The 13,408-nt window shown below is 73.7% G+C and carries 16 protein-coding genes; 9 read left to right on the plus strand and 7 right to left on the minus strand.

Annotated features, from left to right (window positions below):
• Positions 1-730: 730 nt before the first annotated feature.
• Positions 731-1,777 carry a non-homologous end-joining DNA ligase gene (gene ligD / locus GCL84_RS05900; protein WP_156754334.1) on the minus strand — a complete coding sequence of 349 codons (1,047 nt, stop codon included), beginning with the start codon at positions 1,775-1,777 and terminating at the stop codon, positions 731-733.
• Between the two features lie 126 nt (positions 1,778-1,903).
• On the opposite strand from ligD, the gene hisS reads away from it, so the two are divergent.
• The 6 genes from hisS to GCL84_RS05930 all read left to right on the plus strand — a co-directional run bounded on the left by hisS (position 1,904) and on the right by GCL84_RS05930 (position 6,377).
• Complete coding sequence (gene hisS, locus GCL84_RS05905; protein ID WP_235926031.1) at positions 1,904-3,169, plus strand: histidine--tRNA ligase; 1,266 nt, start codon at positions 1,904-1,906, stop codon at positions 3,167-3,169.
• A gap of 67 nt (positions 3,170-3,236) precedes the next feature.
• Positions 3,237-3,575: a hypothetical protein gene (locus tag GCL84_RS05910; RefSeq protein ID WP_197523041.1), complete on the plus strand. Its 339-nt coding sequence runs from the start codon at positions 3,237-3,239 to the stop codon at positions 3,573-3,575.
• Between the two features lie 56 nt (positions 3,576-3,631).
• On the plus strand, positions 3,632-4,054 hold the full coding sequence (gene msrB, locus GCL84_RS05915; protein ID WP_156754404.1) for a peptide-methionine (R)-S-oxide reductase MsrB: 423 nt from the start codon (positions 3,632-3,634) through the stop codon (positions 4,052-4,054).
• A 259-nt stretch (positions 4,055-4,313) separates the two neighbouring features.
• Complete coding sequence (locus GCL84_RS05920; RefSeq protein ID WP_156754336.1) at positions 4,314-5,213, plus strand: TIGR04222 domain-containing membrane protein; 900 nt, start codon at positions 4,314-4,316, stop codon at positions 5,211-5,213.
• Between the two features lie 49 nt (positions 5,214-5,262).
• Positions 5,263-6,063 (plus strand): DUF692 domain-containing protein, encoded by an 801-nt coding sequence (locus tag GCL84_RS05925; protein ID WP_156754337.1) that lies wholly within the window; start codon positions 5,263-5,265, stop codon positions 6,061-6,063.
• A complete protein-coding gene (locus tag GCL84_RS05930) occupies positions 6,060-6,377 on the plus strand; it encodes a hypothetical protein (protein WP_156754338.1) in 318 nt (105 codons plus the stop codon). The genes GCL84_RS05925 and GCL84_RS05930 overlap by 4 nt, the downstream gene beginning before the upstream one ends.
• Positions 6,378-6,398: 21 nt before the next feature.
• On the opposite strand, the gene GCL84_RS05935 is transcribed toward GCL84_RS05930, so the two are convergent.
• On the minus strand, positions 6,399-7,025 hold the full coding sequence (locus GCL84_RS05935; RefSeq protein WP_156754339.1) for a DUF6319 family protein: 627 nt from the start codon (positions 7,023-7,025) through the stop codon (positions 6,399-6,401).
• 128 nt (positions 7,026-7,153) lie between these two features.
• Here GCL84_RS05935 and GCL84_RS05940 point away from each other — a divergent pair, with 128 nt between their 5' ends.
• Both GCL84_RS05940 and GCL84_RS05945 read left to right on the plus strand, forming a co-directional pair.
• A complete protein-coding gene (locus GCL84_RS05940; RefSeq protein ID WP_156754340.1) occupies positions 7,154-7,387 on the plus strand; it encodes a hypothetical protein in 234 nt (77 codons plus the stop codon).
• A 4-nt stretch (positions 7,388-7,391) separates the two neighbouring features.
• On the plus strand, positions 7,392-8,183 hold the full coding sequence (locus tag GCL84_RS05945) for an endonuclease/exonuclease/phosphatase family protein (RefSeq protein ID WP_235926024.1): 792 nt from the start codon (positions 7,392-7,394) through the stop codon (positions 8,181-8,183).
• A 16-nt stretch (positions 8,184-8,199) separates the two neighbouring features.
• Here the strand turns inward: GCL84_RS05945 and GCL84_RS05950 are convergent, their stop codons facing one another.
• The gene (locus GCL84_RS05950) at positions 8,200-8,415 is read right to left on the minus strand and encodes a hypothetical protein (RefSeq protein WP_156754341.1); all 216 of its coding nucleotides are present in this window, start codon (positions 8,413-8,415) and stop codon (positions 8,200-8,202) included.
• Positions 8,416-8,597: 182 nt separating this feature from the next.
• Complete coding sequence (locus GCL84_RS05955) at positions 8,598-10,139, minus strand: alpha/beta hydrolase (RefSeq protein ID WP_156754342.1); 1,542 nt, start codon at positions 10,137-10,139, stop codon at positions 8,598-8,600.
• 116 nt (positions 10,140-10,255) lie between these two features.
• On the opposite strand from GCL84_RS05955, the gene GCL84_RS05960 reads away from it, so the two are divergent.
• The gene (locus GCL84_RS05960; RefSeq protein WP_197523042.1) at positions 10,256-11,149 is read left to right on the plus strand and encodes an EamA family transporter; all 894 of its coding nucleotides are present in this window, start codon (positions 10,256-10,258) and stop codon (positions 11,147-11,149) included.
• A 9-nt stretch (positions 11,150-11,158) separates the two neighbouring features.
• Here the strand turns inward: GCL84_RS05960 and GCL84_RS05965 are convergent, their stop codons facing one another.
• Genes GCL84_RS05965 through GCL84_RS05975 form a run of 3 tightly spaced genes read right to left on the minus strand, consistent with a single transcriptional unit; the run spans position 11,159 to position 13,407 of the window.
• Positions 11,159-12,250: an ATP-dependent DNA ligase gene (locus GCL84_RS05965; protein ID WP_156754344.1), complete on the minus strand. Its 1,092-nt coding sequence runs from the start codon at positions 12,248-12,250 to the stop codon at positions 11,159-11,161.
• Between the two features lie 27 nt (positions 12,251-12,277).
• Entirely contained in the window at positions 12,278-12,874 is a 597-nt protein-coding gene (locus GCL84_RS05970) for an alkaline shock response membrane anchor protein AmaP (RefSeq protein ID WP_156754345.1), read from the minus strand.
• Complete coding sequence (locus tag GCL84_RS05975) at positions 12,871-13,407, minus strand: DUF6286 domain-containing protein (protein ID WP_156754346.1); 537 nt, start codon at positions 13,405-13,407, stop codon at positions 12,871-12,873. Before GCL84_RS05975 ends, GCL84_RS05970 begins: the two co-directional genes overlap by 4 nt.
• Position 13,408 lies beyond the last annotated feature (1 nt).

A 13,408-nucleotide genomic window follows, 5' to 3' on the forward strand; every position in this document is an offset into this window, starting at 1 on the left:
GCGGTTTGGGCCGGCGCGGGGGCACCCTCGGTAGTTCGCCCTGTCGTGGGCTGGGTTCGGCGGGGGTGCTCCCAGCGGCTTGCCCCGTCGTGGGTTGGGGCCCGTACGCGGCTGCGTTGCGGGTTGGGTTCGGCGCGTGGGTGCCTACGGCGGTTCGCCCCGGTGCGGGTTGGGTTCGGCGCGCGAGTGTTCCCGGCGGATCGCCCTGTCGCAGGTTAGGCCCGGCAGGGGGTGTCCCCGGCGGCTGGCCCCGTCGCGGGATGGCCTGGCACGCAAGTCATCCCGGCGGCTGACCCATCGCGGGCGCGGCTTCCGCGTGGCGGGCGGGCCTAGTGTCGGCTGCGCGTTCGTCCGCTCGCTGCCCCAGCGGCGGGTGTGGTTCGGCGTGCGGGTGCCCCTCTGCCTCGCCCATCCCGGCCGGTGGTGCCCCCGGAGGCTCAACCCACCACACGCGCGGCCCCACGCGACGCGAGTGCGCGCCTCGCGCGACGACCGGCCCCCAGAGCGACCCGGCGCGGGTGCGGGTCCCGCGCGGCGGTGGGCGACCCAGGGGTGCTCGCTCAGCGGGAGAGGGCTCGAGCTGGCACTCCGCCCGTCTGCGGGACCCGATGCCACGGACCGCCCACTTGCCTTCGCGCCCCTTCCGAATTCAGGCTACCCGCGACCCCCGACAGTTTCCGCCCTCCGCCGCCAAAGCATCCACAACTCCCGAGTCCGTCCACAGCACCGCCTACTCCGACCGTGCCTTGGACGGCTGGACGCGCTTGGGCTCGCCCGCCATCTTCGGGTACTCCGGTGGGTAGGGCAGGTCGCCCGCGTCCTGCTCGTCCGACAGCTCCAGCAGGGGGTCCAGCGAGAACGCCGCCTCCGCGATGCCCGCGTGCAGGTCGCCCACCTCCGCGAAGCGGGTGGGCATCGAGTGGATGGTGAAGTCCTCCGGTCGGGCGTCGGCCACCTCCTCCCACAGCAGCGGGGCCGAGACCTGGGCGTGGGGGGTGGGGCGGATGGAGTACGCCGACGCGATCGTGCGGTCGCGGGCCATCTGGTTGAAATCGATGAAGACGCGTTCGCCGCGGTCTTCCTTCCACCAGCTCAGGGTGACCTGGTCGGGCATGCGCCGTTCCAGTTCGCGGCCGAAGGCGATCACCGCTCGGCGGGCCTCGACGAAGGTCCAGCGTGGTTCGATCGGCACGTAGAGGTGCAGGCCGCGGCCGCCGGAGGTCTTGGGGAAGGCTCGCATCCCGAGTTCCCCCAGCAGGGAGCGTGCCTCGGCGGCGACGCGCGCGGCGTGGGAGAAGTCCGTGCCGGGCTGCGGGTCGAGGTCGATGCGGAGCTGGTCGGGGTGGTCTGGGTGGTCGCGGCGGACCGGCCAGGGGTGGAAGGTCAGGGTGCCCAGGTTGGCGGCCCAGGCGACGACCGCCAGTTCGGTGGGGCAGACCTCGTCGGCGGGGCGGCCGCTGGGGAAGGTGATGCGGGCGGTCTCGACGTAGTCGGGGGCGCCCTTGGGGGCGCGCTTCTGGTAGAACGCGTCGCCGGAGTGGTCTTGGCGGGTGGAGAGCTTGGCGCCCTCGGTGACGCCGCCGGGCCAGCGCTCCAGGGTCGTGGGGCGGTCGCGCAGGGCGGCGAGGATGCCGGGGCCCACGGCCAGGAAGTACTCCACGACCTGGAGCTTGGTCACGCCCAAGCCGGGGAAGTACGGCTTGTCGGGGCTGGACACCCTGACCTTGCGGACCCCCTCGGGGCCCTCGACGTCGATCTCGACCGCGGGAGTCGCCATGCGCGCAATCTACGGCCGACCACCGACAACCGCGAGAGAAACCGCTCGTCAGCGCTCGCTACGCTCAGGAGCAACACAGCCAGCACCGCAACACCCACCCCCGACTTGAGGACCTGACCGGTGAAGATGGACAACAGCCCCGCCCGGGGCACCCGTGACCTGCTGCCCGCGACCGTGGCCGTGCGCGACCACGTCCTGGCGACCATCACGGCCGTCTACCACCGCTACGGCTACCACCGGATCGAGACGCCCGCCCTCGAGAGCATCGAGCGGCTCTCCGGCGGGCAGGGCGGCGAGAACGAGAAGCTCATCTACCGGGTCCTGCGCCGCGGCCTCGACGAGACCGTCGCAGCGGGCGCCGAGCTCAAGGACCTGGTCGACCTCGGCCTGCGCTACGACCTGACCGTCCCGCTGACCCGGTTCTACGGCAACAACCACGCCACTCTGCCGACCCCGTTCCGCTCGTTCCAGGTCGGCCCGGTCTGGCGCGCCGAGCGCCCGCAGAAGGGCCGCTACCGCCAGTTCCACCAGTGCGACATCGACATGATCGGCGAGGAGAGCGTGCTCGCCGAGGTGGAGCTGATCGAGGCCACCACCGAGGCGCTGGCCGCCACCGGCCTCGCCGGGACCACCGTGCGCGTGTCCGACCGCCGGTTCCTCACCGCGCTGGCCGACGCCGCCGGGGTGCCCGAGGCCGAGCAGGGCGGGCTGTTCATCACCCTCGACAAGCTCGACAAGGTCGGCTGGGACGGGGTGCGCGCCGAGTTGGTGTCCCGGGGCCTGGACACCGGGAAGGTCGACGGTCTCCAGGCCACCATCACCGGCCTGACCGGCGTCGACCCGGCCAAGCTCGGCGCCACCCTGGCCGACGCCGTCCCCGGCCTGCCCGACGAGGTCGTCGCCGACCTGGCCCAGACCGCCGACGCGCTCGCCGCCGTGTCCGCCACCCGGCCGGTGAGCTGGGAGTTCGACCCGACGCTGGTGCGCGGGATGGGCTACTACACCGGGCAGATCTTCGAGGTCACCCACCCGGCCTCGTCCGGGTCGGTGGCCGGTGGCGGGCGCTACGACCGGCTCGTGGGCCGCTCCCTGGGCCGCGAGGTGCCCGCCTGCGGGTTCTCCATCGGCTTCGAGCGCATCGTCGACCTCATCGACGCCACCCCGACCGGCGAGGCGGTGGCCGTGCTCTACGAGGCCGACGTGCCGCTGACCGCGGTGACCGCGCGGGCCCGCGCGCTGCGCGCCGAGGGCGTGTCGGCGTCGCCGGTGCGCAGGCGGGGGAAATTCGGCGCGCAGCTCGGCAGGCTCAAGGAGTGGGGTTTCACCTCGTTCACGCAGGTCCGCGCCGACGACCAGGGCGATTCGGAACTGCGCGACCTGGGCGAGGGCTGAGCGGGGCGGCGGCGAGGCGGTCGCCACGGGAGCCGACATCTCGGTCCCGGAGAGCTACCCTCGGTGCATGGTCTCGACAGGAACCCAGGGACTCCCGGAGGACGACTGGGGCCCGGAGCGGCGCGCGGGGCGGCGGGACCGCTTCCAGGACGACCTGGTCGGCCTGGACCCGGACGACCCCGACGCGCTGGCGTTCGCCGAGCACCTCGACCGGATGGAGCGGGTGCGCAACGGGTACACCGTCGAGGGGTACCTCGGCGGGGTCCAGGACTTCGCCGAGAGCGCGAACCGCCTCGGCGGCCACCGCAGGCTCACCGCGGGAATCCTCGCGGCGCTGATCCTGTTGGGAGTGGTAGTGGCCGCGTGGGACTCCGTGCTGTTCATCCTCGGCGTCCTGTTCGGCTGAACGCGGCCCCGAACCGTCTTCGGGAGAGCCAGCTTGGAGGAGAGATCGTGGTCGGCATGAAGCCCGTCGTCGGCGCCACCCCGCGGGTGGTCAAGTCGGATCAGGAATGGCGTGTGCAGCTCGACCCGCGCGAGTACGCGGTGCTGCGCCAGGCGGGCACCGAGCCCGCCTTCACCGGCGAGTACACCGACACCAAGACCGAGGGCGTCTACGCGTGCCGCGCCTGCGGGGCCGAGCTGTTCCGCAGCGACACCAAGTTCGAGTCGCACTGCGGCTGGCCGTCGTTCTTCTCCCCGCTGGCGGGGGAGAGCGTCGTGCTGCGCGAGGACCGGGAGTTCGGCATGGTCCGCACCGAGGTGCTCTGCGCGAGCTGCCACAGCCACCTCGGGCACGTGTTCGAGGGCGAGGGCTACCCCACCCCGACCGACCAGCGCTACTGCATCAACTCGATCTCGCTGCGGTTGATCGAAGCGGGTTGATCGAAGCGGGGTGATCGCGCGAGCGGTCAGTGGTCGACCCTTCCGGGGGCGGCGGGAAAGCCGTCCCCGGAAAACCTAAATCCACCCCACCGGACCCTTAAATCTAGCTCAAGCCTCCTTGTGCCCGTGGTCAGCGCGGTTGAGCATTGTGCACCCGCCGGAACACATCCGGTGACCACGAAGGGGAGATGGCGATTCTCGGGCGTTGACCGACGGTGGTGGGCGACCGGCTCCGCTTTCTCCCTGGACAGGGGAAGAAATGGGAGAGACGTGGGGGATCGCCGGACCTGACTTCCTGCGCGGTTACGCCGTCGCCCTGGCGTTCGCGGCGCTGGCCTGGACGGCGGTGCGGCTGATCGCCCGTTCCGGCCCGCGCGGGACCTGCGCCGACGCCGTGCCGCACAGCCTGCTCACGCTCGACGAGCTGGCCTACCTCGCGGGCGGGCCGCGCAGGCTCGTGGAGGTGTCGCTGGCGCGGGTGCTCGACGCCGGGCTGGTGCGGCCCAGCCGCGCCGGTCGGGTCCGGGTCGTGGCGGGGGCCTCGACCGTGCACGACGTGGACAGCGCCCTGCTGTCGGATGCCGGGGGCTACCGGTACCGGACAGTGGGCTCGCTGGTCGACCAGGTCGGTCGGAGCGCGCCGGTGCGCGACATCGGCGCCGCCCTGACCCGCAAGGGGTTGCTGGTCGACCGGGGTTTCTGGAACGGGCCGGGCGCCGCCCTGCCGTTCGCGCTGTTGTTCGCGGTCGGGACGGCGCGGGTGGCCGCCGGTGCGGCGGGGGGCCGCCCGGTCGCGCCGCTCGTGCTGCTCCTCGGGGTCACCGCCGCGGTCGGCGTCGTGCTCGCCAGGCGGGCGCTGCCGCTGCGGACCCACGCGGGGGACCGGGTGCTGGCCGAGGCCACGGCGGCCAGGGTCGGCGACTTCGGGCCGGGGGCGGCGCTGCTCGGCGGGGTGGCCGGGCTCGTCGCCCTCGGCGGCCTCGCCGCGCACCCGGACGCCGAGGTCAGCTCCGCGCTCGAGCCGGTGTGGCAGGCCGCGTCGGGCACGAGCTGGTCGCCGTACTCCGGCGGCGAGAACCCCACGGGGGCCTCCTGCGGGGGACCCGCGTCCGGCGGCAGCCGCGGAGGGGACGGCTGCGGCGGCGGGTGCGGGGCCTGATCGGCTGATCGGGTCCGGCCCGGGGGGAGCGGGGAGCACAATGGGCGGCATGGGAGAGCTCGGGATCGGCATCGGCTGGCGGTCGGAGATCGACCTGACCGTGGAGCGGCTGCCGGGGGTCGACTTCGTCGAGGTGGTCGCGGAGAACCTGCACCGCGACCACCTGCCGGACTCGATCGCGGTCCTGCGCGAGCGCGGGACCCCGGTGCTCCCCCATGCCGTCTCGCTCTCGTTGGGCGGGGCCGACCCGGTGGACATGGACCGCGTCGAGCACCTCGCCGCCGTGGCCCGGTTGACCGACGCGCCCCTGGTGAGCGACCACGTCTGCTTCGTCCGCGCGGGCGGGCTCGACTCCGGTCACCTGATGCCGGTGCCGCGCACCCGCGAGGCGCTGGACGTGCTGGTGGCCAACGTGCTGGCCGCCCAGTCGGTCCTCGAGGTGCCGCTGGCGCTGGAGAACATCGCCGCTCTGCTGAGCTGGCCCGACGCCGAGCTGACCGAGGCGCGGTTCCTCACCGAGCTGACCGAGCGCACCGGCTGCGGGCTGCTGATCGATGTCGCCAACATGTGGGCCAACGCCCGCAACCTCGGCGAGGACCCGGAGGCGCTGCTCGACGGCCTCCCGCTGGAGCGCTTGGCCTACGTGCACGTGGCGGGCGGTGTGGTGCGCGACGGCGTCTACCACGACACGCACGCCCACCCGGTGCCCCAGGAGGTGCTGGACCTGCTGGGCCTGCTGTGCGACCGCGTCTCCCCGCCGGGCGTCCTCTTGGAACGCGACGACCACTACCCCTCGGACTCGGCGCTGGCGGCGGAGCTGGAGGCCATCCGCGCGGTGGTGCGCCGGTGACCGGCGCGCGCGAGCGGCTGGCCGCCCAGCAGTCGGCCCTGCTGCACGCCCTGCTCGCAGGCGGGCCCGCGCCCGCGGGGTTCGACGAGGCGGCGCTGCGGGTCGAGGCGGACGCGCTGCTGGCCAAGCGGCGGCGGGTCGTCGCGACGATCACCCCGGAGACCGCGCAAGCGTGCGGGGCTGAGTTCGCCGCCCTGTTCGCCGAGTACGCCAGGGCGAACCCGCGCCGGGCGGGATCGCGGGCGCGGGAGGACGCGGCGGCGTTCACCGCGTTCATCGCCGCGCGCGAGCGCCGCTGGTGGCGGCGGCGCTGACCGGTCGGCGATGCGGCCTGCTCAGCCCAGGTCGCGCAGGGCGCGCTGGGCTGTCTCAAGCTGCTCCTTGAGTTCCAGCACCCGTTGCTCCGCCCGCTCCTTGGCCGCCAGCAGCGCCACGTTGACCGCCTCGCCGACCTCCGCGGGCAGGAACCTCGACAGCTTGCCCACATCGCCCGCGGGCACCGGCGCCCACTTCACCGTCCTCCGCTTGCCCACCAGCACATCCACCGACCAGTCGCCCTCCGGCGTCGCGTGCAGCGTCACCGTGATCTCCACCGGCTGCGCGGTCTTGCGCGTCGCGCGCTTGGCGGGCGGCGGTGGTTCGGCCCCGGCCTCGATGCCGACCACGACCGCGGGAGCGGGAGCGGCAGGCGCGGGCGCCGGGCGCGGCGCGGCCTTGCGCGGGGGCGTCGCGGGCTTGTCCTGGGTGAGCTCGCCCGGGGAGAACGACAGCACGTCGCGCGAGCCCGCGGGGCGGACCTGGATGAAGTCGCCGTCGGGTGGGTCGTCGAAGGCGACGACCTTGCCCGCGGCGCCCGGGTCGACGCCGACCGCGGCCCCGGTGAACCAGACCGGTGTCGGCTTGCCCGCCGCCAGGGCCGCGCGCAGCCCCTCGATGTCCTCCGCCGTCAGCGCCTTCGCCACGTGGTGCTCCTCCTGGGTGTGAGTCGATCACCAGTGTGCCCGCGCCCACCGACAATCCGGCAGCCGGGCGTCACCCATTGGCGTGGTCCGGTTCGCCCGGCCCGCGGCGCGCTCCTAGCGTCCCTGAGATGATGACGACGGTCCGGTACCTGTGGTGGCGAAGCTGCTACGACGGGGTCCTGCACGCCTTCCCGGTCGGGCGCAACGACCGGCTGGCGCACCGCCACTACCGGGCGAGCTGCACCCACGCGGCCCCTCCCGACCTGGCGGGGGTCGACGAGGGCGGGCCGCGGTGCACGCTGTGTTCGCTCATCATTTCCAGCGGAGCCGTTGTGCCCGCGCCGCGGTCGCTCGCACAGTAGTCACGTGCGCGCCCTGCTGGCAGCCCTGCTGCTCCTGGTCACCACCGCCCTGCCCGCCGCCGCCCACCCGCCCGCGCGGCTGCGGGCGATGACCTTCAACATCCACACCGGTGTCGGCGCGGACGGCGCCCTCGCCCTCGACCGCACCGCGGCGGCCATCCGCGCCGCCCGCCCGGACGTCGTCGGCCTGCAGGAGGTCGACGTGCGCTGGTCCGAGCGCAGCGGGTTCGCCGACCAGGCCCGCGAGCTGGGCCGCCGGACCGGGATGCGGGTGTTCTTCGCGCCGATCTACGACCTGCCCGGCGAACCGCACCGCCGTCGGTACGGGGTCGCCGTGCTCAGCGCGCTGCCGGTGCTGCTGACCCGCAACCACGAGATCACCCGCTTGTCCACACAGGACCCGGCACTGCCGCCGACCCCGATGCCCGGCTTCGCCGAGGTCGTCGTGCGCACCCGCGCGGGCCTGGCCCACGTCTACAGCACCCACCTCGACTACCGGCCGGACCCGGCCGTCCGCGCCGCGCAGGTCCACGACATGCTCCGCGTCCTCGCGCGCACCCGTGCGCCCCAGGTCCTCCTGGGCGACCTCAACGCCGAGGCGGGCGCGCCCGAGCTCGCCCCCCTGTGGACCGCCTTGGGCCCCGTCCCGTCCGCGCCGACCTACCCCGCCACCGCGCCCACGGCCGCCATCGACCACATCGCGGTGTCGAGGGGCGTGCGGACGCGCGCGGTGTCCGTTCCGGACACCCGGGCCTCCGACCACCGGCCGGTCGTCGCCGACCTGGTCCTGCCCTGACCGCGGCCCGGGGCCGTCAGTCCTGGGACACGTCCTGGTCAACCTCGCGCAACCGGTACTCGCACCCGTACTCCACCGCGTAGTGCAGGTCGTAGTGGTGCACGATCTTCGGGCCGCCGTGCAGGTGCACGTGGGTCACGGTCGCCTTGGGCTCGGCCGGGAGCTGCGGCAGCGTGTCCACGCGCCCGTCGAGGGGACCACCGACGTACCGGACCAGGTAGGGGTCCGACATGGAGCGCCTCCCTCGGGTCCGTCGCGGATCGTCCCGGTGCCGGGACGACTGCCAGCAGTGTAGGCGCGCGCACCGCCGATTCCAGGGGGCTGAACCGGGTCGGGAGAGGTCATCCACCGATCGGAGCAGCGGGTGCGGCGGTCCGGAGGCGGTTGGTCACAGAACGGGTGCCACGCGGGATGTCACGGAGGGCAGACCGTGCCGTCGCGGGGGGCCTTGCCGTCGACGAGGAACGCGCGGGCGGCCTCGGTGGCGCAGGCCGAGGGCCCCAGCGCGCCGTGGCCGACGCCCTGCCAGGTCACCAGCGCGGCGGTGGCGAGCTGCTGGGCGGCGCGCTCGGTGCCGCGCAGCGGGGTGACCGGGTCGGTCGCCGTGGCGATCACGACGATCGGCGGGGCGGTGCGGGCGCTGGGCTGCGGCAGCTCCTGCGACGGGATCGGCCACGGGCTGCACAGCGCCAGCCGCTGGGCCAGCAGACCGCCGAAGAACGGGTAGCGGGTGTTCCACTCCTCGGCCGCGACCGTCAGCTCCCGGGTGGACAGCCGCGACTTGGTGTCGTTGCACGTGGTGATCAGCGTGCCGTCGAAGGTCGCGGGCCAGACGTCGCCCTCGGTGAGGACGGGGTCGACCAGCGCGTTGACGCCCGCCCCGACGCCGCCGCGCAGGTCGGCCAGCGCCTTGGACAGCGCGGGCCACGCCTGCCGGTCGGCCAGCCCCGCCAGCACGGCCCGCAGCACCACACCCGGCCCCAGTTCGACGCCGTCCCCGGTGACCACGGGGGTGGACCCGGCGGTGGCCAGCACCTCGGTCAGCGCGGTCCTGGCGTCGCCCAGCTCGCACGAGCGGGCCCGGCAGTCGTCGGCGAACGCGGTGAAGGCCGCCTCCGCGCCCGCGGCGACGCCCTCCAGGCCGACCTTGGCGTCCGGGTTGGGGTCGGGCAGGCCGTCGAGCACGATGCGGCCGACCTTGTCCGGGTGGCGTTCGGCGAACACCGACAGCACCCGCGCGCCCTCGCCGTGCCCGATGGCGTGCAGCCTGGGCATCCCCAGCGCTGTGCGGAGCACCTCGGCGTCGCCCGCCGCCCGCCAGGTGTCCAGCGCGGGCAGCCGCGCCTCAAGGCCGATCAGGCACTGCTGGCCCGCGGTGCGCGCCTGGTCGACGACGGCCTCGAGGTCGTCGGGCTCGGTCGAGCGCGGGTCGATCCCGACGACGCTGTAGCGGGTGTCCTCCGGCACGCAGCGCGCGGGCTCGCTGCGCCCGGTGCCGCGGCGGTCCACCCCCACCAGCGAGAACCGGCTCATCAGCTCCGGCGGGAGGGCGGCGGCGAGTTGGGCGGCGTAGGCCGTGCCGGGCAGGCCGTCGACGTCGTTGAACACCAGGACGGGCACCGGGCCGGAGCCGACCTTGACCAGGCTCAGCCGGGCCAGGCCCTGACCGGGCAGGTAGGGCGAGTCGAGGATGCTGTTGACCCGCGCGCAGGCGGTCGGCAGGGTGGTCGGCGGCAGCGCGCCGGCGATCTCCGGGGTGCAGTCCGACCACCGGACGCGGGCGTTCTCGGGGGTCCCCAACTCGGGGACGGGGGTGGGCTCGTTCACGGCGCTGGTCCGCGGCGGCTGGCCCTGCTCCCCGTCGTTGACCACGATCCCGGGGCGGGTGGACGGACCGGCCGTGCAGGCGGCGAGCAGGGCGATCGGGGCCAACCAGGTCCAGCGTCCGACCCTCACGCGATGCCCGTCCCTCTCCCCGCACAGTGCTGCCTACTGCCCGGGAGCGTGTCAGCAGGTAGGTGAGAACACGGTGAACACCCAGACATAGGATGTCTCGGACGATGGGGGTGCGGATGAACGAGGGTGTGGCGCCGGGGTGGCAGGGGCGGTTGGCGGCGACCTCGCGGTTGATCGGGTCCATCCCGCCGACCGCGCAGGTCCTCGTCGGGATCGTCAGCGTTCAGGTCGGCGCCGCGCTGGCGAAGCAGTTGTTCGCTGCTGCGGGGGCCACCGGTGTTGTCGCCCTGCGGCTTGTCTTCGCCGCGCTGATCCTGCTCGCGATCTGGCGGCCGTCGTTGCGCGTCACCCGGCGCACTGTGGGTGTCGTGGCGGGGTACGGCGCGGTGCTGGCGGCGATGAACATTCTGTTCTATCTCGCCCTGGAGCGCATTCCGCTGGGGATCGCGGTCACCGTCGAGTTCCTTGGTCCGATGATGCTCGCGCTCGCGGGGTCTCGTCGGTGGCTCGACGCGGTTTGGGCTGTTCTGGCGGGGGCGGGGGTGTTGCTTCTCGCTCGCGGTGGTGACGCGGAGTTGTCGCTGCTGGGGCTGTTCTTCGCCTTCGCCGCGGGGGTGTGTTGGGCGGGGTACATCTTGCTGGGGGCCGCCCTGGGGAAGCAGAGTGCTGATGGGAGCGGGTTGGCGTTGGCGATGGGGGTGGCTGGGCTGATCGCGTTGCCGGTGGGGGTGGTGGGGGCGGGGCCTGACCTGTTGAGTCCGGTGGTGTTGGTGGTGGGGTTGGGGGTCGCGTTGTTGTCCTCGGTGATTCCGTACACGTTGGAGTTGGAGGCGTTGCGGAAGATCCCGCCTCGGGTGTTCGGTATTTTGATGAGTTTGGAGCCCGCGGTGGCGGCTGTGGCCGGGGTGGTGGTGCTGGGGGAGGTTCTGGTGGTTGATCAGTGGGTTGCCATTTGTTGTGTGGTGGGGGCTTCGGTGGGGGCCACCCGGTTCTCTCGGCCCGTTGTGTAGGTGGGGGTGTCAGGCTGGGTCCTCTTTGGCCCTGACCTTGCCCTTGAGGACCGAGTCCAGGTCGTAGCGGGCGGGTTCCTCCAGTTGCTCGTAGGTGCACGAGTCGGGGGTGCGGTCTGGGCGCCAGCGGCGGAACTGGGCGGTGTGGCGGAAGCGGCTCGGGTAGGCGCCCTCGGTGTGCTCGTAGGCGACTTCGACGACGCGTTCCAGGCGGAGGGGGACCCAGGGTTGGTCCGTGGTGCGCCAGCGGCTCACGGCGCCGGGGAGGCGGGAGGCGCCGTGGTCGTCGGTGTGCCAGGGGTGGTCCTCGGCGCCGCCGGGGATCAGTTCGGCCATCTCCTGGGCCAGTTCGCGGCGGCGGGTGGCGGTGAAGGAGCCCGCGACGCCGACGTGGTTGAGGGCGCCGGTGTTGTCGTAGAGGCCCAGCATGAGGGAGCCGACCGCCTCGCCCGGTTCGGTGTCCTTGTACCAGCGGATGCCGGAGACCACGCAGTCGGCGGTGCGGGTGTGCTTGAACTTCAGCATCGTGCGCTTGTTGGGCGTGTACGGGCCGTTGGGCTTGCCCATCACGCCGTCCAGGCCCGCGCCCTCGAAGATCGTGAACCACTGGCGGGCCAGGTCGGAGTCGGTGGTGGCCGGGGTCAGGTGCACCGAGTCCGAAAGGGACAGCAAGCCCTCGAGGACGCGGCGGCGGTCGACGGCGGGGGTGTCCAGGAGGACGTCGTCGTCCAGGGCCAGGACGTCGAAGGCGATGAAGCGGGACGGGGTCTTCTCGGCCAGCAGGTCCACGCGGGTCTTGGCGGGGTGGATGCGCTCGGAGAGGGCGTCGAAGTCCAGGCGGCCGTCGCGGTCGACGACGAGTTCGCCGTCGAGCACCACCCGGTTCGGCAGTGCGGCCAGCAGCGCCGTCACCGCCTCGGGGAAGTACCGGTTCAGCGGCTTGCCCGAGCGCGATTGCAGCGTCACCTCCGGCCCGTCGCGGAACACCAGGCAGCGGAAGCCGTCCCACTTGGGCTCGAACACCAGGTCCGCGTCATCCGGGATGGACTTGGCGGGCTTGGCCAGCATCGGTTGGACCGGCGGGGTCAGCGGTAGCGACACGGTCCCATCCTGCCCCGGCGACCCTGCTCAGCGCACCCGCTGGCGCTCCGCCGCGCCCATCTCCACCCGCACCGCCGTCGGCAGCGACTCGACGCCGAGCGACTCGCGGGCCCGGGTGAGCACGGAGGCGTCCAACTCGCGCCACACGTCCTTGACCCGCGCCCCCTCGGCGAGCCAGACGCTGAGCCGCAGCGCCGGGGTCTCCGGGTCGCCGACCACCGTGGCCCGCGCGCGGTCCACCCCGCTGACCTGCTCGGCGTCGGCGGAGATGGCCTCGGCGATGGCGCCCGCGGTGACCACCAGGCCGGAGCCGACGGACTCGTCGAGCGCCAGGTCCGGGTGCCGCTCCGGGCGCAGGGTGCGCAGCACCAGCAGCACTCCGAGCACCGCCAGCAGCACCCCGGCGGCGATCGCCACACCGCGCGCCAGGTTCGGCCAGTCGCCCAGGGTCTGCATGGCGATCGGGTCCAGCACCGGGCGCAGCGCCCGGAACGAGCCCACCCACCCCGCCCCGACGACCAGCGCGAGGACGCCCAGCGCCAGCGCGAGGACGCCGACGAGCGTGATGACCACCCGTTCGGTGCGGTAGGAGCGGGCCAGGGCGGCGACCGAGGGCGGTGTCATGAGCGGTCCCGGGGTGAGTCGACGACGACGGTGATCTTGGGTTGGTTGCCCAGCGGCAGGTCGGCCAGCGTGTCGCGCACGACCTCGAGCAGCCGGGGCCGCAACTCCTGCTCGGACTCCAGGCCGCTGGTCGCGCGCACCCGCACCTTGCGGGCGGTGGCGGTGACCGACGCGCCGGTGACGTTGTCCTCCGCGCGCACCCGCACCCCGACGATCCGGGCCAGCGAGCGCGGCGAGGTCCGCACGGTGATCCCGGGCGCGGGGTCCAGCAGCGCGACGTCCTTGCGCCGCGCGGTCATCGAGACCAGCAGCAGGACCAGGCCCGCGCCCGCGAGGACCCCCGCGACGACGCGCACGTCGGTGCTCTGCCACGTCATGTCGGCGACCCGGTCGCGCACGGTCGGCCACGGCACCAGCAGCGGGCCGTCGACCGGCCGCGCCCAGGTCCAGGCGACCTCGACGGCCAGCAGCGCGCCCCCGGCGACCAGCGCCAGGCCGAGCAGGCAGGTCAGCACCCGCACCAGCACGCGCACG

The sequence above is a fragment of the Actinokineospora pegani genome, assembly GCF_009745975.1.
In the GTDB taxonomy this organism is placed as follows: Bacteria; Actinomycetota; Actinomycetes; order Mycobacteriales; family Pseudonocardiaceae; genus Actinokineospora; species Actinokineospora pegani.

Excerpts from the sequence above, each read along its gene's own strand:
- GCL84_RS05950 (WP_156754341.1), bottom strand. The coding sequence starts at position 8,415 with ATGTCGGACCCCTACCTGGTCCGGTACGTCGGTGGTCCCCTCGACGGG.
- GCL84_RS05960 (WP_197523042.1), top strand. The coding sequence starts at position 10,256 with ATGAACGAGGGTGTGGCGCCGGGGTGGCAGGGGCGGTTGGCGGCGACC.
- GCL84_RS05970 (WP_156754345.1), bottom strand. The coding sequence starts at position 12,874 with ATGACACCGCCCTCGGTCGCCGCCCTGGCCCGCTCCTACCGCACCGAA.
- ligD (WP_156754334.1), bottom strand. The coding sequence starts at position 1,777 with ATGGCGACTCCCGCGGTCGAGATCGACGTCGAGGGCCCCGAGGGGGTC.
- GCL84_RS05920 (WP_156754336.1), top strand. The coding sequence starts at position 4,314 with ATGGGAGAGACGTGGGGGATCGCCGGACCTGACTTCCTGCGCGGTTAC.
- hisS (WP_235926031.1), top strand. The coding sequence starts at position 1,904 with ATGGACAACAGCCCCGCCCGGGGCACCCGTGACCTGCTGCCCGCGACC.
- msrB (WP_156754404.1), top strand. The coding sequence starts at position 3,632 with ATGAAGCCCGTCGTCGGCGCCACCCCGCGGGTGGTCAAGTCGGATCAG.
- GCL84_RS05910 (WP_197523041.1), top strand. The coding sequence starts at position 3,237 with ATGGTCTCGACAGGAACCCAGGGACTCCCGGAGGACGACTGGGGCCCG.
- GCL84_RS05925 (WP_156754337.1), top strand. The coding sequence starts at position 5,263 with ATGGGAGAGCTCGGGATCGGCATCGGCTGGCGGTCGGAGATCGACCTG.
- GCL84_RS05940 (WP_156754340.1), top strand. The coding sequence starts at position 7,154 with ATGATGACGACGGTCCGGTACCTGTGGTGGCGAAGCTGCTACGACGGG.